General features: G+C 63.1%; 21 protein-coding genes. 10 read left to right on the forward strand and 11 right to left on the reverse strand.

Annotation, left to right across the window (positions count from 1 at the left end; translation table 11 throughout):
* Positions 1-63: 63 nt before the first annotated feature.
* From ACFIQF_RS06490 to ACFIQF_RS06520, 7 genes are all read left to right on the forward strand, one after another.
* Positions 64-987, forward strand: a complete 924-nt coding sequence (locus ACFIQF_RS06490; protein WP_393941232.1) for a DUF3626 domain-containing protein — start codon at positions 64-66, stop codon at positions 985-987.
* Positions 988-1083: 96 nt separating this feature from the next.
* Positions 1084-2328, forward strand: coding sequence for a BaiN/RdsA family NAD(P)/FAD-dependent oxidoreductase (locus ACFIQF_RS06495; RefSeq protein WP_393941234.1), 1245 nt, complete (start codon positions 1084-1086; stop codon positions 2326-2328).
* A 192-nt stretch (positions 2329-2520) separates the two neighbouring features.
* Positions 2521-2733, forward strand: coding sequence for a 30S ribosomal protein S21 (rpsU, locus tag ACFIQF_RS06500; RefSeq protein WP_007833691.1), 213 nt, complete (start codon positions 2521-2523; stop codon positions 2731-2733).
* A 174-nt stretch (positions 2734-2907) separates the two neighbouring features.
* Positions 2908-3354 carry a GatB/YqeY domain-containing protein gene (locus tag ACFIQF_RS06505; protein ID WP_393941244.1) on the forward strand — a complete coding sequence of 149 codons (447 nt, stop codon included), beginning with the start codon at positions 2908-2910 and terminating at the stop codon, positions 3352-3354.
* A 292-nt stretch (positions 3355-3646) separates the two neighbouring features.
* Positions 3647-4846 carry a CaiB/BaiF CoA transferase family protein gene (locus tag ACFIQF_RS06510; protein WP_393941246.1) on the forward strand — a complete coding sequence of 400 codons (1200 nt, stop codon included), beginning with the start codon at positions 3647-3649 and terminating at the stop codon, positions 4844-4846.
* 85 nt (positions 4847-4931) lie between these two features.
* Positions 4932-5186, forward strand: coding sequence for a hypothetical protein (locus tag ACFIQF_RS06515; RefSeq protein WP_393941247.1), 255 nt, complete (start codon positions 4932-4934; stop codon positions 5184-5186).
* A 149-nt stretch (positions 5187-5335) separates the two neighbouring features.
* Positions 5336-6067, forward strand: coding sequence for an SIMPL domain-containing protein (locus ACFIQF_RS06520; protein ID WP_393941249.1), 732 nt, complete (start codon positions 5336-5338; stop codon positions 6065-6067).
* A gap of 30 nt (positions 6068-6097) precedes the next feature.
* Here the strand turns inward: ACFIQF_RS06520 and ACFIQF_RS06525 are convergent, their stop codons facing one another.
* Positions 6098-7009 (reverse strand): DMT family transporter, encoded by a 912-nt coding sequence (locus tag ACFIQF_RS06525; RefSeq protein WP_393941251.1) that lies wholly within the window; start codon positions 7007-7009, stop codon positions 6098-6100.
* 181 nt (positions 7010-7190) lie between these two features.
* Between ACFIQF_RS06525 and ACFIQF_RS06530 the strand changes: the two genes are divergently transcribed.
* On the forward strand, positions 7191-8273 hold the full coding sequence (locus ACFIQF_RS06530) for a tartrate dehydrogenase (RefSeq protein ID WP_393941253.1): 1083 nt from the start codon (positions 7191-7193) through the stop codon (positions 8271-8273).
* A 227-nt stretch (positions 8274-8500) separates the two neighbouring features.
* Complete coding sequence (locus ACFIQF_RS06535; RefSeq protein WP_393941718.1) at positions 8501-9799, forward strand: MFS transporter; 1299 nt, start codon at positions 8501-8503, stop codon at positions 9797-9799.
* A 51-nt stretch (positions 9800-9850) separates the two neighbouring features.
* On the opposite strand, the gene ACFIQF_RS06540 is transcribed toward ACFIQF_RS06535, so the two are convergent.
* The 9 genes from ACFIQF_RS06540 to ACFIQF_RS06580 form a co-directional block, all read right to left on the reverse strand.
* Positions 9851-11215 carry an MFS transporter gene (locus ACFIQF_RS06540; protein ID WP_393941255.1) on the reverse strand — a complete coding sequence of 455 codons (1365 nt, stop codon included), beginning with the start codon at positions 11213-11215 and terminating at the stop codon, positions 9851-9853.
* A gap of 69 nt (positions 11216-11284) precedes the next feature.
* Positions 11285-12388, reverse strand: a complete 1104-nt coding sequence (locus tag ACFIQF_RS06545) for an amidohydrolase family protein (RefSeq protein ID WP_393941256.1) — start codon at positions 12386-12388, stop codon at positions 11285-11287.
* Positions 12389-12546: 158 nt separating this feature from the next.
* On the reverse strand, positions 12547-13131 hold the full coding sequence (locus ACFIQF_RS06550) for a 3-hydroxyanthranilate 3,4-dioxygenase (RefSeq protein ID WP_393941258.1): 585 nt from the start codon (positions 13129-13131) through the stop codon (positions 12547-12549).
* 4 nt (positions 13132-13135) lie between these two features.
* Positions 13136-13564 (reverse strand): RidA family protein, encoded by a 429-nt coding sequence (locus tag ACFIQF_RS06555; RefSeq protein ID WP_393941260.1) that lies wholly within the window; start codon positions 13562-13564, stop codon positions 13136-13138.
* Positions 13565-13576: 12 nt separating this feature from the next.
* Positions 13577-14338: a 2-keto-4-pentenoate hydratase gene (locus tag ACFIQF_RS06560; RefSeq protein ID WP_393941262.1), complete on the reverse strand. Its 762-nt coding sequence runs from the start codon at positions 14336-14338 to the stop codon at positions 13577-13579.
* Positions 14335-15372: a 4-hydroxy-2-oxovalerate aldolase gene (dmpG, locus tag ACFIQF_RS06565; protein WP_393941264.1), complete on the reverse strand. Its 1038-nt coding sequence runs from the start codon at positions 15370-15372 to the stop codon at positions 14335-14337. The genes ACFIQF_RS06560 and dmpG overlap by 4 nt, the downstream gene beginning before the upstream one ends.
* Before the next feature lie 10 nt (positions 15373-15382).
* Complete coding sequence (locus tag ACFIQF_RS06570; RefSeq protein WP_393941265.1) at positions 15383-16342, reverse strand: acetaldehyde dehydrogenase (acetylating); 960 nt, start codon at positions 16340-16342, stop codon at positions 15383-15385.
* Between the two features lie 81 nt (positions 16343-16423).
* Positions 16424-17224 (reverse strand): 2-keto-4-pentenoate hydratase, encoded by an 801-nt coding sequence (locus ACFIQF_RS06575; protein WP_393941267.1) that lies wholly within the window; start codon positions 17222-17224, stop codon positions 16424-16426.
* Positions 17225-17698: 474 nt separating this feature from the next.
* Positions 17699-18652: a LysR family transcriptional regulator gene (locus tag ACFIQF_RS06580; protein ID WP_393941269.1), complete on the reverse strand. Its 954-nt coding sequence runs from the start codon at positions 18650-18652 to the stop codon at positions 17699-17701.
* A 263-nt stretch (positions 18653-18915) separates the two neighbouring features.
* On the opposite strand from ACFIQF_RS06580, the gene ACFIQF_RS06585 reads away from it, so the two are divergent.
* Positions 18916-20397: a 2-hydroxymuconic semialdehyde dehydrogenase gene (locus tag ACFIQF_RS06585; RefSeq protein WP_393941271.1), complete on the forward strand. Its 1482-nt coding sequence runs from the start codon at positions 18916-18918 to the stop codon at positions 20395-20397.
* 112 nt (positions 20398-20509) lie between these two features.
* Here ACFIQF_RS06585 and ACFIQF_RS06590 read toward each other — a convergent pair whose 3' ends face one another.
* Positions 20510-21505 (reverse strand): Bug family tripartite tricarboxylate transporter substrate binding protein, encoded by a 996-nt coding sequence (locus tag ACFIQF_RS06590; protein ID WP_393941273.1) that lies wholly within the window; start codon positions 21503-21505, stop codon positions 20510-20512.
* Positions 21506-21535 lie beyond the last annotated feature (30 nt).

Raw genomic sequence — 21535 nt, forward strand, 5'->3', positions numbered from 1 at the left:
TAACCATGGCCGGCGCTGCTTTTCGCTTGAAACACGCCTGCGCCAGGCTTTATGCTGCGCAGCATGGCCGCCACCGAACCAGCCGTAGCACTGCTCAGCCCTGCGCAACAACAGGCGCTAGAGGCCGTGCGCCAGCGCGGTATGCAGCGCGGTCCAGCCGTGCCCTACGCGGCCATGCACATTCACTTCCATCCTGACTGGTTGCATGGCGGCGCCACGGTGATCGAGCACCTGGCCAGCAGCGGGCGCTACCAGTCACAGTTCGAAAGCGGCAGCAGCAACGGCAGCTACAGCCCGCACAACGGCGGCCAGCGCTGGCAGTGGGAGCACGACTGGTTTGCCGGTGCCTACGATGCGGCGCCCAGCAGCGAGCGCCCGGTTTACGGCGCGGTAGATCTAAGCGCTTTGGGTGCCCGCCACTGGGTCGGCCACGGCGCAGCGCCGCGCTTTGGCTCGGCCTGGTTGCAGTTGCACGTTGGCGTTGCCGCCCGCAGCAGCTTTTGCGACCCCGACAGCTACTGGCAACCTGAGCACATCGGTCTGTGGCCGCAGATGGACTGGCAGCAATTGCAATGCCTGACGCTGCCCGACCCGCTGGACCACTATGTTGAAGCCCAAATCCACGGCGGCCTGCTCTTGGCGCGCGATGTGGCAGCCCTGGTGCTGGACCCCAGCTTTGCCGACACGCCGATTGCAGCGGCCGCACAGCGCTGCCAAGTGCCGGTGCACTGGCACGGCGGCTACCGTTTTACAAATCACAAGCTCACCGCAGCTGCTGAATACCGAGGCGATGAAATCGCTGCAACATTGCAAGACCTGTTGCAGCACTTTGGCTCGGGCAATGGCTCCGCCCGCAGCCTGAGCCCGGCCGATCTAGGGCGCGCCCAAGCACAGTCCACACGCAACCAGCGCTACGACGCCCAATCGTTGAAAAAGGCCTGGCATTGCATGGCCCGCTTTGGCGGCATGCCGCTCGGGCAGCCGTAGCGCCAGCCACCCGGATATGCCACATGGCCGATAATGCGCAGCTTTGCTGAACGGGCCCGCCCGCCTCAGCCGCACCGCAACCAGAGCCTTTCTCGCATGTCCGCTTCCCACTCCCTCTTGCAATTTGATGCCGTCATCATCGGCGCTGGCGCTGCCGGCCTGTTTTGCGCGGCCCAGGCGGGCCAGCGCGGGTTGCAGGTGTTGCTGATCGACCATGCGGACAAGGTGGCCGAGAAAATCCGCATCTCGGGCGGAGGCCGCAGCAATTTCACCAACCGCGATCTGGACGTGCGCCAGCCGCACAAGCATTTTGTCGGCCAGAACCCGCAGTTCTGCCGCTCGGCGCTGTCGCGTTTTGCGCCGGCCGACTTCATCGCCCTGGTCGACAAGCACGGCATCCCGCACCACGAAAAACACAAAGGCCAGCTCTTTGCCGACCGCTCGGCCGAAGACATCATCGCCATGCTGCTGGCCGAGTGCGAGGCCGGCCAAGTACAGCGCTGGCAGCCATGCGCGGTGAAAAACATCAGCGCCGTGGATGACGCCGCCAGCACGGCCCGTTTCCAGATCGACACCGATCGCGGCCGCGTGCACACGCGCAACCTGGTCATCGCCACCGGCGGGCTTTCCATCCCCAAAATTGGTGCTACAGATTTCGGCTACCGCATTGCCCAGCAATGGGGTCTGAAGCTGGTGCCACGCAACCCCGGCCTGGTGCCCATGACTTTTGATGGTGCGGCCTGGGCGCCCTACGCGCAATTAGCCGGCTTGGCTTTGCCGGTGGTGATTGGCACTGGTAGCAAAAAAACGCGCATGGAATTCCACGAAGACCTGCTCTTCACCCACCGCGGTCTCTCGGGCCCGGCCATCTTGCAAATCTCCAGCTACTGGCAGCCGGGCCAGCCCATCGACATCAACCTGGCGCCCGAGTTGGACGTGGCCGAACACCTGCAAGCGGCCAAACAACGCTCGCGCAAACTGATCGCCAACGAGCTGGCCGCCCTCGTTCCCGCCCGCCTGGCCGACGCCTGGGTGGCGCAAGACGCCGATTGGCAACGCCCGATTGCCGAAGCCAGCGACAAAGCCCTGCTGCGCCTGGCCGAACGCCTGAGCCGCTGGCAGCTGACGCCCACTGGCACCGAAGGCTATAAAAAGGCCGAAGTCACCGTGGGCGGCGTGGACACCAGCGAGCTGTCACAGCAAAGCATGGAAGCCAAGCGCGTGCCCGGCCTGTTCTTCATAGGCGAGGTGGTCGACATCACCGGCTGGCTCGGCGGCTACAACTTCCAATGGGCCTGGGCCAGCGCGCACGCCTGCGCGCAGGCGCTGGAAGCGGCCTGAGCCCACGGCCCGGTGCGTGCTTGCCAACAGTCCCTTGGCAAGCCCCAGGAAAACTGGTTATAATCCTCGTCTTTGCTGGCAAAGCCCTGTCTGCCAATACTAGTCAATATGACAGGGCACAACCGCCATTCAAGGCTTTCAGGCTGATCTTCCTGAAAACCCGCTGTTGGCACCAATGGAAAACATTAGCTAATGACGACTATCCGTGTAAAAGAAAACGAACCCTTTGACGTTGCTCTGCGCCGCTTCAAGCGCACCATCGAAAAGCTGGGCCTGCTGACCGACCTGCGCGCTCGTGAATTCTACGAAAAGCCCACCGCAGAGCGTAAGCGCAAGAAGGCTGCTGCCGTGAAGCGCCACTACAAGCGCGTTCGCAGCATGCAACTGCCTAAGAAGCTGTACTGATCGCAGCATTCACAGCTGGTGCGCACTGCGTCATCAGCTTGTGGAAACACCCGCGCTCGGGACGCCAGGCGCGGGTTTTTGTTTTTCTGGCGCTGCCACGCCGGCACGCCAAACCTTCGGCAGACCGCTGCTTGCTACCCACGGTATAACGGCCTGCCCCAACAGGAGAGAGCTATGAGCTTGAAGGCCCAAATCACCGAAGACATGAAGAACGCCATGCGCGCCAAGGACACCGAGCGCCTGGGCACCATCCGCCTGCTGCAAGCCGCGATGAAGCAAAAGGAAGTGGACGAGCGCGTGGAAATCGATGACGCCATGGTCATCGCCATCGTCGACAAAATGATCAAGCAGCGCAAGGACAGCATTGCCGCCTACGAAGGCGCCAACCGCCAGGATTTGGCTGACATTGAAAAGGCCGAGATCGCTGTGATCGAAGGCTACCTGCCCCAACGCATGTCGGCCGAAGAAATCACCGCCGCCGTCAAGGACATCGTCGCCAAAGTGGGCGCCACCGGCCCTGGCGACATGGGCAAGGTGATGGGCGCCGTCAAAACCCAGCTGGCCGGCAAGGCCGACATGGGCCTGGTATCGGCTGCGGTGAAGGCTGCCTTGAGCAATTGATCAGGCACTAACCGCCACCAGGCACGGGCAGCCCGCCAGCCTGGTACACAATCTGCCTTTTGCAAATATGCAAAAGGCATTTTTTTTGGACCATATTGGGTTTCCCGGGTGCGCAAGTGATGTGACGAAGCCAGTTACAACGCCTGTGCTGAGGGACTTCGTTTTGAGGTGCTGAACTGTTCCCGTGCCCGCTTCACTGCACGGCGAAGTGGTTTGAATACCAGCCAAGCAAGACCCATTGATCCAAGAAAATCCATTTCCGCCTCTGCACGCCCGATCGGTTCAAGCCTCCATGCCTTCTCCCACCAAGCCTCTGCCGCTCGCCGGCATCCGCGTTGTCGAATTCACCCACATGGTCATGGGCCCCACCTGCGGCATGGTGCTGGCCGATCTGGGGGCCGAGGTCATCAAGGTAGAGCCGGTGGAGGGCGACCGCACGCGCCATTTGCTGGGTGCGGGCTCGGGCTTCTTCCCCATGTTCAACCGCAACAAAAAGAGCATTGCCCTGGATTTACGCCAAGCGCAAGGCGTAGAGGCGGCGATCAAGCTGGCAGCTTCGGCAGACGTGGTGGCACAGAACTTCAAACCCGGCGTCATGACCAAGTATGGACTGGACTACGCCACGCTGTCGCAACTGAACGAGCGCCTGATCTATGTGAACCACACCGGCTTTCTGCCCGGCCCGTACGAGCACCGCACGGCGCTTGACGAAGTGGTACAGATGATGGGCGGCCTGGCCTATATGACGGGCCGCCCTGGTGACCCGCTGCGGGCCGGCACCAGCGTCAACGACATCATGGGCGGCATGTTTGGTGCGATCGGCGCCATGGCGGCGCTGATGCAGCGCGCCCAAACCGGCAAGGGCCAGGAGATCGACTCGGCACTCTTCGAGAACAACGTCTTTCTGGTGGGCCAGCACATGATGCAGTACAGCGTCACCGGCGAAGCCGCAGCGCCCATGCCGGAGCGCATTTCCGCCTGGGGCATTTACGACGTGTTCACCGTCCAAGACAAGGCGCAAATCTTTTTGGCCGCCGTGAGCGACGCGCACTGGCAAGCCATGTGCCAGGCCTTTGGCTGGGCCGATCTCCAAGCCGACCCGCAATACGCCAGCAACAACGACCGCGTGCGCGCCCGCCCCACGCTGCTGCCCGTGCTGCGCGAGCGCCTGGCGCCCATGAGCGCAGCCAGCATTGCCCAAATCTTCGAGGCCCAAGGCCTGCCGTATGCGCCCATCAGCCAGCCGCAGGATTTGCTGCAAGACCCGCACCTGCTAGCCACCGGCGGCCTTGCCGACATCCGCCTGCCCGATGGCGTCCGCGCCGGGCAGACCGCGCCCACCACCTTGCTGCCGCTGCGCATGGACGGCCAGCGCTTGCCGGTGCGCACCGATCCACCGCATCTGGGCGAGCACACAGCCGAGCTGCTTGCCAGCCTGGGCTACAGCGCCGCACAGATCAACGCCATGCAAGCGGCCAAAGCCGTGCTGTAACAAGCGCAATTTCGCTGCTTTCCTACAAAACCCGTTGCGTGCCGCGCCTACGCTAAGGGCTTTTCATTGCCAAAGGAATACAGCCATGAAGCATTGGATCGTCATCCTGGGTTTGGCGCTGGCAGGCGCAGGCAGCGCCCACGCGCAAGCGGCCAAAGCGGCCTCGGAAGCCGCAGATGCGGTAGAGCACAAAATCGACGAAAAGCGGGCGGAAAATGCCGCCGCCAAAAGCGGCCCCGTCGGCAAGGTGGTGAACAAAACCAAGGCTGGTTACCACAAGGCCCAATCCAAACGCTCGGCCAACAAGGCCAAGGCATCGGCGAAAAAGGCCGTGCAGTAAGGCCACGCTAAGCAGGCGGCAAGAGGGCTGCGGCCCTCTTTTTGGCGGGCCTCGGCCAGTACGCCAACATCCAGTTTCATCTCTCACCAGCGGCAGCGCCAAGGCGTGTGCGAAGATGCCCGCTTGTCTGCTTTACAAGGATTGCCGCCATGCTGCGCTCACGCTCGTCTTGTCTTGTCCTCGCACTTGCTACTGCCCTGCCCTTGGCCGCGCAGGCCCAAGTGCCTGGCTCCGGCAACCCGGCCTACTCCGGCCCGACACTGACGCTCGACGCCGAGGCCACGCAGCGCGTGCCCGAAGACACGGCCTGGGCCAGCTTCAGCGTGGAGAAGGAATCGGCCAACCAGGCCGATGCGCAAAAGGCCGGCCAGGCTGCGCTCAGCGAGCTGATGGCGGTGATCAAAAAAGTGCCGGCGCTGGAGACCAGCACCGAGAACCTGTTCACCCAGCCGGTCTACAACAAGGAAGGCAAGATCACCAGCTGGCGCACCCATTTCTCGGTACGCTTTGAATCGACCGATACCGCCCAGGTGGCCAAGACCATGGGCGAGCTGATCGGCAAGGCGCGCCTGTCGGGCTCGGGCTCCAGCCTCTCGGATGCTGCACAAAAGAAAGTGCAAGAGCAGCTGATCGGCAAAGCCGTCAAGGCATTTGAAGCCAAGGCCCAGGCCACGGCCAGCGCCATGGGCTTCAAATCTTACGAATATGGCAATGTGGCGATCAACCAATCGGGCGCCATGCCGATGCCACGCAACTCGGTCACGCTGTTCAGTGTTGGAGTCGCCTCCGCCAAGTCTGCTGCGGGCGACGCCATGGGCATCGAGCCCGGCCAAACCCAGGTGGCCGTGCAGATCTCCGGCACCGTCAAGCTCGTCAAATAAACGGCAATGCCCGCGCCGCCGGCGCCGGGCTTACAGGCTGCGCGAGAGAATCAGCACCACGCCGGCCACCGTCAGCACTGCGCCCACGCACGCGCCCAGCGTGGGCGCAACCCGGCTCTTCCACCACAGCAGGGGCAGCAGCAAGATCGGCGAGATCGAAGACAGCATGCCCACCAGGCCGGCACTGCCGTATTTGAGCGCCGCCAAAATCAAAGTCATGCCCAGCGCCATCGACAAAAAGGCACTGCCCGCCAGCAGCCACCAATCCTTGCGCTGCATTTGCGCTTGCAAGCGCGCCGGCTGCCAGCCCGAGAGCCACAAAATGGCATGGAAGCCAAAGCCCGCCGCCATGCGGATGGCCGATGCAGCCACGGGGTCCACCTCCGGCCCCATCACCGGCTTCACCACCAAGGTGCCCAGCGCCTGGCCCAAGGCCGCCACCAAGCCCAGGCCCACACCAATCGCCAGGCGGCCGCGCGTGGCCTCCCAGCTCGATTCATTGCCCGCACGGCTGCCAAAGGCAATGGCGCTCATCACACCGCTCACCACCAGCGCACAACCCAACATGGCCATGCCGCCCATGCGCTCGCCCAAGAACAAAGCCGCCAGCACCGCCGACATCATGGAATGCGTGGCAAACAAAATGCCCGAACGCCGTGGCCCGAGCCGGTTCATGCAGGCGAACAGCGCCGTGTCGCCGACAAAGATGCCGATAAAGCCGGACAACACCAACACGCCCACTACCGTGGTGTTGAGCGTGCCCCAACTGCCCATCAGCGTGGCCGCGCCGCCAAGCATGGCGCTGGCAAACACCATGCGCCAGCGCGTAAAGGCAAATGCGCCCATTTTGCGTGACACAGGCGCCGAGAACAGCGCCGCCAGCGCCCAGCAGGCAGCAGCCAGCACGGCCAGAAATTCGGGAGGAAAAGGTAAGTGAGACACGGCAGCGCAGAAAAAACCGCAGCTGGTGCCCTCTTCTGTCTCGCAGTTGCTGCGCAGGCGGTGGCAATGGCGCTAGGATGCTGAGCCAAACCGGCGCCCCCTGCTGCAGAGCAAGGAGGCGCCATTGTAGGGCTGCGGCCAACGCCTGCGCGGCAGCCCCTGACACCCAAAGGACGATTCCATGAGCAAGAAACAACGCATCGCCGTACTCGCTGGCGATGGCATCGGCAAGGAAGTCATGCCCGAAGGCATTCGCGTGCTGCAAGCCGCCGCCCAGGCTTTTGACCTGCCGCTCGAGATGCAGCATTTCGACTGGGCCCATTGCGACTACTTTGCGCAGCACGGCCAGATGATGCCCGACGACTGGAAGGCCCAGCTGCAAGGCTTTGACGCCATTTTGTTCGGCGCCGTGGGCTGGCCCGCCACCGTGCCCGACCATGTTTCGCTCTGGGGATCGCTGCTCAAGTTCCGCCGCGAGTTCGACCAGTACATCAACCTGCGCCCGGTGCGCCTGTTTGACGGCGTGCCTTGCCCGCTGGCCGGCCGCAAGCCCGGCGATATCGACTACTACGTGGTGCGCGAGAACACCGAGGGTGAGTACACCTCGCTGGGCGGCATCATGTTTGAAGGCACGGACCGCGAGATGGTGCTACAGGAGGCCGTGTTCACGCGCAAGGGCGCTGACCGCCTGCTCAAGTTCGCCTTCGATCTGGCCCAGAGCCGCAGCAAAAAGCATGTCACCTTGGCCACCAAATCCAACGGCATCGCGATCAGCATGCCTTGGTGGGACAAGTGCGCCGAAGCCATGGCCCAGAACTACCCCGATGTGGTGCTGGACAAGCAGCATATCGACATTCTGACCGCACGCTTTGTGCTGCAGCCTGGCCGCTTTGACGTGGTGGCCGCTACCAATCTGTTTGGCGACATTCTGAGCGACCTGGGCCCGGCCACCACCGGCACCATCGGCCTGGCACCGTCGGCCAACCTCAACCCGGAGCGCAACTTCCCCTCGCTGTTCGAGCCCGTGCACGGCTCGGCGCCCGACATTTATGGCCAGAACATTGCCAACCCGATCGCCATGATCTGGTCGGTGGCGCTGATGCTCGACTTTTTGGGCAACGGCCAGGGCAACTGGCGCGCCGCGCACGACGCTATTGTCGATGCCATCAGCCGCGTCATCCTGAGCGGCCCGCGCACGCCCGACCTGGGCGGCACGGCCAAGACGCCCGATGTGGGCAGCGCCATCGCCGCACTGTTGGCTTGACGCGACTGAACTGGCTGGCCCGTACCAGCCAGGGCAAAACAGCGCTGGCGGTTTTGCCCATCAGTGCCAGACGCTCATAAATAGATAGCACCCAAGACACCACAGGCGGCCTCTGCGCTGCCACGCGGGCGACAGCCGGCGCTGCCACAGAAAAGCGCAGACGCCTATCATGGTTTCCTCTGCAAGCCATGCACGAGCCGCCTGCCCGCAGGCGCCGCGTCCGCCCCATGACCGCCATCGTCACCCCTCCCCAGCCCGAATCCCCTGCGCCGCACAGCGGCCTGTACTTTGGCTGGGTCATCGTCGCCGCCTCCACCATCCTCACCTTGCTCACCGTCGGCATGCGCATGGGCATCGGGCCCTTCATGCTGCCCATGGCGCAAGACCTGGGTTTCAGCCGCAGCCTGCTGTCGTCCATCGTCGCCATCGGCATGCTCTGCTACGGCCTGGGCATGCCGGCGGCGGGCTGGCTGGTGGCGCGCAAAGGCACGCGCACGGTGCTGCTAGTGGGCACCGTCATCGTCGTGCTGGCCTGCATCTGGACGGTCAACGCCCGCACGCCCTGGAGCTTTTTCTGGGCCTATGGCGTGGTGTTGTCGCTGGGCCTGGCCTTTACCAGCCCAGTAGCGGTGACGCCGATGATCAGCCGCTGGTTCACACGCCAGCGCGGCATGGCGCTGTTCTTTTTGTCTACCGGCTCCATGGCCGGCATTGCGGTGATGACGCCGGTTTTCACCTACACCATCAGCCACTGGGGCTGGCAAAACACCTTGCTCGGCTTTGCGGCGGTGTTCGCGCTCATCATCAGCGCCATGGCTTTTGGCATTGTGCGTGACGACGCGCCAGAGAACACCGACCTCAGCCCCGCCCAGATCCAGGCCAGGCGCGCGCAAGCGGCAGCCAGCCCTGCGCAAGTGCTGCGCCCCGCCCACTCGCTGAGCTTTGCCCAGGCCATTGCCACCGCACCTTTCTGGCAAATTTTTCTGGGTCTGTTTGCCTGCGGTTTCAGCATGAACCTGCTCGGCACCCACGGCGTGCCCATGCTGATGGACCACGGCTTTGACGCCGGCAGCAGCGCAGGCGGTATTGGACTGATCGGCTTTGTCGCCATCTTCAGCACCCTGGGCCTGGGCAAGCTGTCCGACATGGTGCCGCGCCGCTATATCCTGGCCGTCATCTACCTGGTGCGCGGCCTGGGTTTTATCGGCCTGGTCGCTGTCATCCACCACTGGCAGTTGTACGCGGTGGCCGCCATTGGCGGCATTGTCTGGGCTGGCTCGATTGCCGCCTCCTCCGCCATCCTGGGCGATCTGTACGGCATCAAACTCGTCGGCCTGCTCTACGGCTGGGCCTACCTGGGCCACCAGATCGGCGCCATGATCAGCAGCTGGCTTGGCGGCTGGGCTTTCGAGCAGTTCGGTACGCACTGGATCGCATTTGGCGCCGCCGCCCTGCTGCTGGTGGCCGCAGCTGGCGTTTCGCTGATGTTGCCCACCAAGCTGGCCACCAGCGCCAACCCAGCCTGAAGCCTGCGCTACCCTGCTTGCGCTACCTGCAGCCAGGCGCAGCAGCTGCGATCAGGCCGCTGCGCTGTGCAAGCGGTGGCGCACCAAGTCCGAGCGGCTGTGGTTGACCAGCAGAATGCTGACCGCCGCCACCAGCGACGGAATGGCAATGGCCATGAAGTTCTGCTGCAGCGGCAGTTGCTTGCTGACGATCATGCCGATGATGACGGGCGCCACAATCGCGCCAATCCGGCCCACACCCAGCATCAGCCCCAGGCCCGTGGCGCGGATGCTGCTGGGGTAGAACTGGCTGCAGTACGCGCAAGACACGGTCTGCGTGCCAATGGTGCAAGCACCGGCCACGCCCACCACCAAAAACAGCGCTGCGGTGGGCAGGCCGCTGCCCATCAAGCTGATGGAGACTGCCGCAATCAAAAACATCAGCGCCAGCACCGCCTTGATGTGAAAGCGATCGGCCAGCCAGCCACCGATGATGGCGCCCACCGTGGCACCAATGTTCAGCGCCAGCACAAAGTTCAGCGCTGAGCCCAGGCTGAAACCGGCCTCGGCCATCAGTTTGGTCAGCCAGGTGTTGAGCGAATACACCATGAACAAGGACATGAAGCAGGTGAGCCAGAACATGACGGTGCTGAACGCGCGGCCTTCGGTAAACAGCGCCAGATAAGGTGAGCCCCCTTTGCTGGCAGCCTCGGCTTGTTCTGGTTTGGGCTGGTTTTGCAGCAGCACAAACTGGTCGCCCGGCTGCGGTTCATAACTGGGCGAGAGCCGCTGGGCAATGCGCTGCAGCTCTTCGGTGCGGCCTTGCTTGAGCAAGAACGCCATCGATTCGGGCAACTGCTTCCACAGCCAGGGCAGCAAGACCGCGGGCACGGCAGCGGCAAAAAATACCGTCTGCCAGCCATGCTGCTCGATCAGGCCTTTGCCCAGCACCGCCGCCAGCATGGCCCCTACCGAATAGCCGCTGAACATCAGCGCCACCAAAGTGCTGCGCTGCTTGAGCGGCGAGTAATCGGCGGTTTGCGCAATCACATTGGGCATGACGCCGCCAATCCCCAAACCGGCCAAAAAGCGCATCAGGCTGAAGCTCAGCGGGTCTTTGGCCAGGCCCGAGGCGGCCGTGAAAATGCTGAACACGCCGATGCACAGGCAGATGACAGCGCGCCGGCCAAAGCGGTCGGCAAAGCCGCCAAAGACGATGGTGCCGAACATCATGCCGAACAAGGCCGAGCTCGCCATAAAGCCGGCCTGCGTGCCATCGACCCCCATCTCTTTCATGATGGAGGGCAGCGCAATGCCCACTACGGCCAGGTCATAGCCATCGAACACAATGGCCAGGCCGCACCAGATGAGCACCACCCAGTGAAAAGACGAAAAACGGGCTTCGTCTACCATGCTTTGCAAATCGATCTGACGCATGTTTTGTCTCCCCAATCTCGGTTTGTAGTGATACGGGCGGGAACGGATGCCGAGCGGCTTGGGCAGCGCCTATTGGCCCAGGCCGGGATGGACCTGGCCCATAGGCCCCAGGCCGGCTTGGTCCGCGCCAAGTGGTTCCAGGCCGGGATGGTCCAGACCGGGATGGTCCAGACCCAAATGGCCCAGACCGAAGAATTGCCGGGCATTGCCGTCCAGCAGCTGCTGCTTGAGCGCCGCGTCGAACTGCGGCGCGCTCTGGATCAGCGAGCCAATGGGCTGCTCGCCGAGTGGAAACGGGTAGTCCGAGCCCATCATCACGCGCTCGGTGCCCATCACACCCACCAGCATGGCCAGCGCTTCGTGGTTGAACACCGCCGCGTCGGTATAGAGGCGGCTGGCGTATTCGGAGGGCGGGCGCGGGCAGTCTTTGCGCACAATGTCGCGGTGCTTCCAGGCGTTGTCCACGCGGCCCAGCGTGTAGGCAAAGCTGCCGCCGCCATGGGCAAAGCAGATCTTCAGGCTCTCGGGAATGCGCTCCAGCGCGCCCGACAGAATCAGCGACAACATGCCCAGCTGGGTTTCGGCCGGCATGGCTACCAGCCAGGGCAGCATCCACTGCTGCATGCGCTGCGGGCCGCCCATCATGTCCCAGGGGTGGACGAAGACGGGAATGTTCTCGTGCGCGCAGTGGGTCAGAAAATCCACCATGTCCTGGTGGTCCAGGTCTTTATCGCCCATGTGGTTGCCAATCTGCACGCCCACACAGCCCCGCTTTTGCGCCCGCGAGGCCTCGGCGCAAGCCCGCTTCAGGTCTTGCAGCGGCACCTGCGAAAGCACTTTGAGCCGCTCGGGGTGCTTGGCGGCGAAAGCCAACGCTTGCTCGTTCATTTGCGCAGCCCAGTCTGCCGCCCGCTCGGCTTCCCAGGCGTAGCCAAACATGACCGGCGTGGCGCAGCTCACCTGAATGTCAACGCCCTGGGCATCGAGCTCCTGTACGCGAAAATCCGCATCCCAGAGCGCACGGTAGACCGGGCGAAATGGCTGATCGCCCAGCATGATCTGCCCCGTCTCTCCGCCCTCGTCCATGCGCAACCAGGGGGCACGCAAAGCATCCACCTGCTGTGCTTGTGCACGGCTGATGGTGGGGAAGAAATGGGAGTGCATATCGATCATGGCGGTAGTCCTGAAGTGGTTGGTGGCATAGCCCAGCCAAGCGCCCCGGGCCGCGTGGGCAGCCGGTGGCGCAGCGCTGGCTTGCGGGATGGAGGAATGGCGACGCTGGCGTCAGACACGCCAAGCGGCATGCTGGCTGGCCGCCTTCCCCCTGTTGGTCACAAAACGGTGTGCGGATAGCTGGCGTTGAGCGTGCGGTGCCAGCTGGCGTAGTCCTTGCCTGGGTGCTGCACGCCGCAGCTCGGGCAGCAGCGCTCGCTGTCGGGCTTGGCGTAGAACTGCTCGTACACAGGAGGCAGATCGTCCACGATGCTTTGCAGTTGCATCTCGGCGCGCCAGATCAGGCTGCCGCAGGCAGCGCAGCTCCACTGCAGAGCATCAAGCTGGCCTTGGGGCCGCTCACGCTCGATCACCAGGCCCAGGCTGCCCGCTTCCGGGCGCTGCGGCGAGTGGATGACATGCGGCGCCATCAAAAACACCTCGCCTTCGTTGATGCGCACGCGCTCGTACTGGCCCCGGTCCCAGATCAGCAAGGACGCATTGCCCTTGATCTGGTAGAAGAACTCTTCGAGCGGATCGTCATGGAAATCGGTGCGCTCGTTGGGGCCACCGACGACCGTGATCATGAAATCGCTGTTCTTCCAGATCTGCTGGTTGTTCACCGGCGGCTGCAGCAGATGCTGGTGCTCGCTAATCCACTGCTGCAGATTCAACGGCAGACCGTGCTTGAAATTCTTCGCCATGGGCTTACTCCTTGGGTTGCGGGCTATAGGCCGTGGCACGGATTTCGATGACCAGGTGCGGATGCGGCAACTGGTGCACGGCCACGGTGGTACGGGTCGGGCCGCTCTCGTCAAAGAACTCGGCCCAGACGTCGTTGAATCCCCCAAAGTCGTTCATGTTGACTAGGAACACCTGGGTATCGACCAGGTCTTGGAGGCTGGCACCCGCGTGCTCCAGAATGCTGGCGATGTTGTTCAGCACCGCGCGGGTTTGGACTCGGATGTCGAGCTGGGTCACGCCCATGGCATCGACCTCGGCGCCCTCAAAACTGTTGTCGGGCCGGCGCGAACTGGTGCCGGAGACAAAGACCAGATCGCCAGCGCGTTTGAAGTGCGGGAAGCGCCCGCGCGGCTTGGCCTTGCCGGCAATCACGCCGGAGGGGTTGTGGTTCATGCGGTGCTCCTTTCAGGCGGTAAAAAACGCCACCCGGCCCAGGCCGTGGATGTCGCAATGCACATGGCTGCCCGGCGTCAGCGCCTGCGCCGCCGTAGCCGCACCGGCCATGATCAGCGAGCCCGCAGGCAAGCTGCTGCCGCTGGCGGCCAACAGGCGTGCCGATTGCACGACCGCGCGCATCGGGTGGCCCAGAATGGCGGCCGTGGAGCCGGTCTGCACCAGGCGGCCGTCGATGCCCATGTTCACGCCCGCGTTGGCCAGCGCCTCGAAATTGCGCGACCAGCCGCCAACCACCAGGCCAGCGGATGAGCAGTTGTCGGCCACCACGTCTTCCAGCGTGAACTTGAAGTTCTGGTAGCGCGAATCGATGATCTCCATGGCGGGCGCCACCGCCTCGATGTAGTCGAGCGCCTCCAGCGCGGTCAGCGGCCGGTCGATGGTGCGCTTGGTCAAAAAGCAGACTTCCGGCTCCGCCCGCGGGTGGATATAGCGTTGCAGCGAGACACTGGCGCCCTCTTCTTCGAGCATGCTGCGCGTGAGCCAGCCCCAGATCAGGTCGTTCACGCCCATCTGCAGCATCTTGGCGCGGCTGGTAAAGCCCAGCTTGATGCCACGCACATCGTCGCCACGCGCCACGCGACGCTGGATGGATGCGCGCTGGATGGCATAAGCCTCGTCCAGGCTGAAAGCACCGGCCGCGAACTGCGGCACCGCCTTGGCTTGCACGGCAGCGTTGTCCAGCTGCTCGGCCCACAAACGGATATCGGTCATGCGACTACCTCCTTGCCTTGTTGTTGGAGCATGTCCAGCGCCACGTCCACGATCATGTCTTCCTGCCCGCCTACCATGCGGCGGCGGCCCAGCTCGGCCAGAATGTCGAAGGTGCTCAGGCCATATTTGCGGGCCGCCGCTTCGCTGTGCAGCAAAAAGCTGGAATACACGCCGGCATAGCCCAGCGCCAGGGTTTCGCGGTCCACCCGCACCGGGCGAATCTGCAGCGGCCGCACCAAGTCTTCGGCGGCATCGATGAGCTGGCGCACATCGCAGCCGTGGTTCAGGCCCAGACGGTCCAGCACCGCAATCAACACTTCCAGCGGTGCATTGCCAGCGCCAGCGCCCATGCCTGCCAGGCTGGCGTCCACGCGGTCGCAACCATGCTCCAGCGCCACGATGCTGTTGGCCACGCCGAGGCTCAGGTTGTGGTGGGCGTGGATGCCGGTTTCCGTCTCGGGCTGGAGCACTTGCTTAAACGCCTTGATGCGCTCAGCCACGTCGTACATGTTCATGGCACCGCCCGAATCCACCACGTACACGCATTGCGCGCCATAGCTCTCCATCAGCTTGGCCTGCTGTGCCAGGGCTTCTGGCTCATTCATGTGGCTCATCATCAGAAAGCCGGTGGCGTTCATGCCCAGCTCGCGCGCATATTCGAGGTGCTGCTTGGCAATATCGGCCTCGGTGCTGTGCGTGGCTACGCGCACCACGCGAGCGCCAGCGTCGTAGGCAGCACGCAGATCGTGCACGGTGCCAATGCCCGGCAAGAGCAAAGTAGCCACCTGCGCGTGTTGCACGCTTTCTGCCACGGCGGCAATCCACTCCACATCGGTGTGTGCGCCAAAACCGTAGTTGAAGCTGGAGCCCTGCAGGCCATCGCCGTGCGCTATTTCTATGCTGTCCACACCGGCCTGGTCCAGCGCGCGGGCAATGGTTTTGACCTGCTCAAGCGAGTATTGGTGGCGCATCGGGTGCATGCCGTCGCGCAGAGTGACATCGGAAACGTAGATTTTCTTAGCCTTGTCAAACATCTCAACTCCCTTACGCCGCAGCGCTTTGTGAAACCGGCAAGTTGCTGGCAATGCGCTCGGCGGCCGCCAGGGCGGCGCTGGTCATGATGTCCAGATTGCCGGCGTACTTGGGCAGGTAGTGGCCGGCGCCTTCCACTTCCAGAAAGACCGAGACCTTCAGCCCCGGCAGATGCCCCACGCCCGGCACATTGAGCGGGTAGCTGGCATCGAACAGATCGAACTGCGGCGCCTGCTTGAGGCGGTAGCCAGGCACATAGGCCGCCACATCGGCCACCATGGCTTCGATGGAACGGGTGATGGCGGCGCGGTCGGCATCGACGGCGGTCAGGCAGTAGACGGTGTCGCGCATCACCAGCGGCGGCTCGGCCGGGTTGAGCACGATGATGGCTTTGCCGCGCTGCGCGCCCCCCACTTCGGAGATGGCGCGCGATGTGGTTTCGGTGAACTCGTCGATATTGGCGCGCGTGCCCGGGCCGGCTGATTTGCTGGCAATCGACGCCACGATCTCGGCATAGGCCACCGGCGCCACCCGCGAGACGGCTTTGACGATGGGTATCGTGGCCTGGCCACCGCAGGTCACCATATTGATATTGGGGGCGTCCAGGTGCTCTGGCAGGTTGACCACCGGCACCACATACGGGCCAATGGCGGCCGGCGTCAGGTCAACCACGCGCACGCCATGCTGCTGCAACAGCTCGTTGTTTTTGATGTGGGCCGATGCACTGGTGGCGTCAAAAACAATGCGCAGCGACGGGAACACCTCCATCGCCAACAGGCCTTGCACGCCTTCGTGCGTGGTGGCCACGCCCATGCGCTGGGCACGCTGCAGGCCTTCGGATGCCGGGTCGATGCCCACCATCACAGCCATCTCCAAATGCTGGGCCTGGCGCAGGATCTTGACCATCAGATCCGTGCCGATATTGCCCGAGCCGATGATGGCCACCGGCGTTTTGGCAAGCTTTTTTGTCATAGAGAACTCCGATCCAAAAGACAGGCGAGGGAAGAAAGACGAGCGCCGCTCGGCGGCCGCCAGGCTGCCAAGCGGCCAGACTCAGGCGCTGGCAAAAGCCGCTGTCACGCTGCCCAGGCCCTGGATATGCGCGCTGAACACATCGCCCGGCTGCGCAGCCACCATGGGCCCCAAGGCGCCGGTCAGTACCACATCGCCGGCACGCAAAGGGGTGTTCAGACGCACCATGGTGTTGGCCAGCCACACGGCAGCGTTCAAGGGGTTGTTCAGGCAGGCCGCGCCCGAGCCGACCGACACCTGCTCGCCCCGGCGCTCCATCACCATGCCGCACTGCACCAGATCCAGATCACGCAGCAGCACCGGGCGCGAGCCCAGCACAAACAGGCCGGACGAAGCGTTGTCCGCCACCGTGTCAACCAGCTGAATGTCCCAATTGGCGATGCGGCTGCCCACCACTTCGATGGCTGGCAAGGCATAGGCCACGGCGGAAATCAGGTCGGCAAAACTGTGTTGCTCATGACCCAGGTCGCGCTCCAACACCAGCGCAATCTCAGCCTCGGCCTTGGGTTGCTGGGTGCGGCTCCAGGCAATCTCTTCGCCGTCGCCCACGGCCATGTCGGCAAACAGGGCGCCGTAATCGGGCGCATCCACGCCGAGCTGGCGCTGCACAGCCACCGAGGTGAGCCCGATCTTGCGCCCCACCAGGCGACCGCCTGCCAGCAAGCGCCGGCGGCTCAGCTCCTGCTGCACCTGGTAAGCCACATCCAGGCCACGGCCCGCTTCGGCCAGTTGGGCGATCTCGTCTCGCACCGGCGCAATGGCCACTCCACTGTGGCTGGCCTGCCAGAGTTGCTCGGCAATGGTTTTGGGAGTGATGCTCATGGATACCCTTTTCAAAGTGAACCAGGCTTTTGCATGCCCTGGAACAGCGGTAAACACCAGCACGGGCCAGCAGAGGTAATGAAACGCCGCTCTGCTGCCGGTGCTGTTAGTGGGATTGACTATAGAAATCCACGCGCAGTCTGGAAAATGAATATTCAGACCGGCGCCATAAGCAACTGGAATGACGGTACAAACCCTAGGAATGGATAGGGCCCGCAAGCAAGTTTGAAAGCAGCATTGCTTGCCGTTGGCAAACTGAAACAAGACATGCAATGCCTTAGCGCAAAAGACTTCTGGCAATGCAGCCAATAAATTAATCGAGCTGCGTTAGATCAATGCAATACTTTCGGTGCAGAAAATCTCAGATCGTTTAAGCGGCTCCAATCCCTAGCCAATGACCCCCATTGCCTGCCAGGAAAGTGGAGATTTTTTGCATCCGGCATCGGTCACAGCTGCGCCAAAACGCAGCAATCTTCAAGCACCCGCCGGGCTGGCGACACAGTTGCCGGCTACCTCTTCAAGCGCCTGCAACAAGCGCGCCGTGGCTGGCGTGATATTGCGCCCCTTGGCCAAGGTGTAGCCCACCTGTGTCAACGATGCGGTTGGCGGCAACGGCAGCATGGTGATCAGCCCCAAATGCACAAATTTGCGCGCCACGCTGAATGGCATCAAGGCCACCATGGCCGAATCCACCAGCAGCCCGAGGCTGGTCATGATCGACACCGATTCGACAATGCGTACCGGCTTGGGCATGCCGATGGCGTCAAAAAACAGCTCGGCCGAGTTTTTGGCCTCCGAGTCCGAGGTGGGCAAAATCCAGTCCAGCTGCCGAATCTCGTCCAGATCGACCTGGCTTTGCAGCGCCAGCGGGTGCTGGCGACCCACCACCGCGCACAGGCTTTCTTCAAACAAGACCTTGTGCTCCACCTCGGCCGAAGCCGCGTGGCCTGGCACCAGGCCCACCACCACATCGATCTGGCCGCGCAACATGTCGGCGAACATGGTTTCGTTAACGCCCACATTCACCTGCACCACCACATTCGGCGCAATCTCGCGCATGCGAATGATGGCCTGTGGAAGCAGTTGCGCCGAAGCTGCCAACAAGGTGCCTACCATCACCTTGCCCGACACGCCGTCGTTCCAGGCATTGATGTCGTCGGCCAGGTAGCGCAACTCGGTCATCAGGCTTTTGGCGTGCTTTTGCACCATCAGGCCAAAGTCGGTCGGCAACACGCCGCGGGAAGAGCGGGTGAGCAAGGGGCGGCCAAAATGGTCTTCCAGCTCTTGCACCGCTTTGCTGATGGCCGGCTGCGTCAGGTGCAACTCGCGCGAGGCGGCCGAGATGGTACCGCTGCTCAGCACCTGCTCCAAGATGGCAACTTGCTGCAGCCGCAAGCGCCTGGCCAATGTGTGTTTGGAAAAAACCATCCATCTGCTCCTTGTTCAAGGCTCGCTGCACAAGCCCTGCTCTCGCCTTCCCGCTCTTCTCCAGCGCAGCAGTGTAGGCACTCAACGGGCGCTTGTCGCACCAGTAGCTCAAGCTCTGTGGCCGGCGCTGCCCGGCTTTACTCGGCGGGGTATTCCTGGCGTTTATGGCAGGCAGCCAAGTCTTCATTGGTCAGCCCGGCGCCTGCTGTCTATGCTTGGCTTGAGCGCGTCAGCCGGACGCCCAGCATTGCCCAAGGAGCACCATGGCCCGTTTTCAACTTCCCCCTTCCATCCGCCAGAACCGCAACTATGTGGATGGCCAGTTTGTCCAGACCGGCAAAACGTTCGACAACATCTGCCCTGTCGATGGCACGGTACTTGGCCAGGTGTACGAGGCCGACCAGGCCCTGGTCGACCAGGCCGTGGCCGCCGCCCGCAAAGCCGTCAGCAGCACCTGGGGCCAGATGCCGGTAGGTCAAAGAGCCGACTATCTGCACCGCGTGGCCGACATCATCGAGCGCCGCTTTGACGAATTTCTGGCCGCCGAGGTGGCCGACACCGGCCGCCCCATCAACCAGGCGCGCAGCCTTGACATTTACCGCGGCGTGCACAACTTTCGCACCTTTGCCGACCTGGGGCGCAACGCGCATTCGGAGTTCTACGAAACCCATCTGGGCGACGGCAGCGAGCTGATCAACTACGTCAAACGCAAACCGCTGGGCGTGGTGGCCAGCATCTCGCCGTGGAACCTGCCCCTGCTCTCGCTCACCTGGAAAGCCGCACCCGCGCAGATCTGCGGCAATGGCATCGTCTGCAAACCGTCAGAAGAAACCCCCTCCACCGCCGGCCTGCTGGCCGAGGCTTTTGATGAGGCTGGCGTGCCCGCTGGCGCCTTCAACCTGGTGCACGGCTTTGGCCCCAACTCGGCAGGCGCGTTTCTTACCGCCCACCCCGGCATTGATGCCGTCACCTTTACCGGCGAATCGCGCACCGGCGCCACCATCATGAAATCGGTAGCCGATGGTGTGAAAGAAGTCTCCTTCGAGCTGGGCGGCAAGAACGCTGCCGTGGTCTTTGCCGACGCGGATTTTGATGCGGCGGTCGCAGGCGTGCTGCGCTCCAGTTTTACCAATGCCGGCCAGGTCTGCCTGTGCTCGGAGCGGGTCTATGTGGAGCGGCCGATTTTCGAGCGCTTCGTCGCCGCGCTCAAAGCCCAGACCGAAGCGCTGGCGATCGGCTGGCCCGACGACGACCAGGTCTTCATGGGTTCGCTGATCTCGCAAGAGCACCGCCGCAAAGTGCAGTCGTACTTTGACCTGGCCGTGCAAGAAGGCGCCACCGTGGTGACCGGCGGCAAGGTGCCGCATTTTGGCGATGAGCGCGACAACGGTGCCTTCGTGCTGCCCACGATCTGGACCGGCCTGAGCGACGACGCCCGCACCACCACCGAAGAGGTGTTTGGCCCGGTCTGCCACATTGCACCATTTGACAGCGAGAGCGAAGTCATCGCCCGCGCCAACCACAGCGCCTACGGCCTGGCCGCCACGCTGTGGACCAGCAACCTCTCGCGCGCCCACCGGGTGGCACCGCAGTTGTCGGTAGGCATCGTCTGGATCAACACCTGGTTCTCGCGCGATCTGCGCACGCCTTTTGGCGGCACCAAGCTCTCGGGCATAGGCCGCGAAGGCGGCCAGCATTCGCTCGATTTCTACTCGGAAATCACCAATATCTGCATCAAGGTCTGAGCGCTTTGGCGCACCCGCCTGCGCCAAGCCAAGCTCAAAATCCCAAGGCCCGCGAATGCGTGCCTTGGTGCTTTGAGCGATGCGGTGCTGCAGGCGCCAGCACCTTCGGCAATCAATCGATCTTCAGGTTGGTGGCCTTGGCCACATCGCCCCAGCGTTTGATTTCAGCGTTCACAAAAGTCTTGAAAGTGGCCGGCGTATTCGGTGCAGGCGGCAGCAAGAAGCCATTGGTCTGGTACTTGGCCTGAATGTCGGCATTGCTCGTCAAGGCCTTGTTGATGGCCTGGTTCAGCTTGTCCACCACCTCGGCAGGCGTACCCGCCGGGGCGAACACCGCAAACCAGGCGGCCACATCGAAATCCGCCACACCGGATTCGGCCACGGTGGGGATGTCAGAAGCAAAGCTGACACGCTGTGCGGTGGTCACCGCCAGGCCCTTGAGCTTGCCGGCGCGGATTTGCGGCAACAAGGGCGGCAGATTGTCCATCATCGAATCGACCTGCCCGCCCAGCAGATCCGACACCGCCGGGCCGCTGCCGCGGTATGGCACATGCAAAATGCTGGCGCCGGTCCTGAGCTTGAACAGCTCGCAACCCAAGTGCGCCGAAGAGCCGCTGCCCGGCGATGCGCAGGTCAGCTTGTTCGGGTTCTGCTTGGCATAAGCAATGTATTCGGCCACCGTGTTCACCGGCAGCTTGGGGCTGACAGCCAGAATATTCGGCACCACATTGAGCTGCGCCACGGGCACCAGGTCTTTGGCCGCATCGAAGCTGAGTTTGGTGTAGAGCCCCTGGTTGATGGCCGTGGAGATGGAGCCTACAAACAAGGTGTAGCCGTCGGGCGCAGAACGCACCACGTATTCCGCACCAATATTGCTGTTGGCACCCGGCCGGTTTTCCACGATGAAGGACTGGCCGAAGTCTTTGCCCAGCGCATCGGCCACCATGCGAGCGCTGCTGTCCGTAGCGCCACCGGGCGCATAGCCCACCACCAGTTTGACCGGTTTGCTCGGGTAGTTGCTGGCCTGCGCGTGGACGCTTGCCACGCCCAACATGGCGCCGCTTGCGATCGCCGCAGACAGCAGCGCGGTTTGCATTCTTATCTTCATCTTTGTCTCCGTTTCTAAAAAGAGCCGCAC

Source organism: Comamonas trifloxystrobinivorans, from assembly GCF_043359985.1.
In the GTDB taxonomy this organism is placed as follows: Bacteria; Pseudomonadota; Gammaproteobacteria; order Burkholderiales; family Burkholderiaceae_C; genus Comamonas; species Comamonas trifloxystrobinivorans.

Bases quoted from the DNA above. Each gene is read 5' to 3' on its own strand.
- ACFIQF_RS06495 (WP_393941234.1), top strand. From the start codon at position 1,084: ATGTCCGCTTCCCACTCCCTCTTGCAATTTGATGCCGTCATCATCGGC.
- ACFIQF_RS06510 (WP_393941246.1), top strand. From the start codon at position 3,647: ATGCCTTCTCCCACCAAGCCTCTGCCGCTCGCCGGCATCCGCGTTGTC.
- ACFIQF_RS06580 (WP_393941269.1), bottom strand. From the start codon at position 18,652: ATGGTTTTTTCCAAACACACATTGGCCAGGCGCTTGCGGCTGCAGCAA.
- ACFIQF_RS06530 (WP_393941253.1), top strand. From the start codon at position 7,191: ATGAGCAAGAAACAACGCATCGCCGTACTCGCTGGCGATGGCATCGGC.
- ACFIQF_RS06535 (WP_393941718.1), top strand. From the start codon at position 8,501: ATGACCGCCATCGTCACCCCTCCCCAGCCCGAATCCCCTGCGCCGCAC.
- ACFIQF_RS06585 (WP_393941271.1), top strand. From the start codon at position 18,916: ATGGCCCGTTTTCAACTTCCCCCTTCCATCCGCCAGAACCGCAACTAT.
- ACFIQF_RS06560 (WP_393941262.1), bottom strand. From the start codon at position 14,338: ATGACCGATATCCGTTTGTGGGCCGAGCAGCTGGACAACGCTGCCGTG.
- ACFIQF_RS06570 (WP_393941265.1), bottom strand. From the start codon at position 16,342: ATGACAAAAAAGCTTGCCAAAACGCCGGTGGCCATCATCGGCTCGGGC.
- ACFIQF_RS06505 (WP_393941244.1), top strand. From the start codon at position 2,908: ATGAGCTTGAAGGCCCAAATCACCGAAGACATGAAGAACGCCATGCGC.
- ACFIQF_RS06550 (WP_393941258.1), bottom strand. From the start codon at position 13,131: ATGGCGAAGAATTTCAAGCACGGTCTGCCGTTGAATCTGCAGCAGTGG.
- ACFIQF_RS06590 (WP_393941273.1), bottom strand. From the start codon at position 21,505: ATGAAGATAAGAATGCAAACCGCGCTGCTGTCTGCGGCGATCGCAAGC.
- ACFIQF_RS06540 (WP_393941255.1), bottom strand. From the start codon at position 11,215: ATGCGTCAGATCGATTTGCAAAGCATGGTAGACGAAGCCCGTTTTTCG.
- ACFIQF_RS06575 (WP_393941267.1), bottom strand. From the start codon at position 17,224: ATGAGCATCACTCCCAAAACCATTGCCGAGCAACTCTGGCAGGCCAGC.
- ACFIQF_RS06520 (WP_393941249.1), top strand. From the start codon at position 5,336: ATGCTGCGCTCACGCTCGTCTTGTCTTGTCCTCGCACTTGCTACTGCC.
- ACFIQF_RS06555 (WP_393941260.1), bottom strand. From the start codon at position 13,564: ATGAACCACAACCCCTCCGGCGTGATTGCCGGCAAGGCCAAGCCGCGC.
- ACFIQF_RS06490 (WP_393941232.1), top strand. From the start codon at position 64: ATGGCCGCCACCGAACCAGCCGTAGCACTGCTCAGCCCTGCGCAACAA.
- rpsU (WP_007833691.1), top strand. From the start codon at position 2,521: ATGACGACTATCCGTGTAAAAGAAAACGAACCCTTTGACGTTGCTCTG.
- ACFIQF_RS06515 (WP_393941247.1), top strand. From the start codon at position 4,932: ATGAAGCATTGGATCGTCATCCTGGGTTTGGCGCTGGCAGGCGCAGGC.
- dmpG (WP_393941264.1), bottom strand. From the start codon at position 15,372: ATGTTTGACAAGGCTAAGAAAATCTACGTTTCCGATGTCACTCTGCGC.
- ACFIQF_RS06545 (WP_393941256.1), bottom strand. From the start codon at position 12,388: ATGATCGATATGCACTCCCATTTCTTCCCCACCATCAGCCGTGCACAA.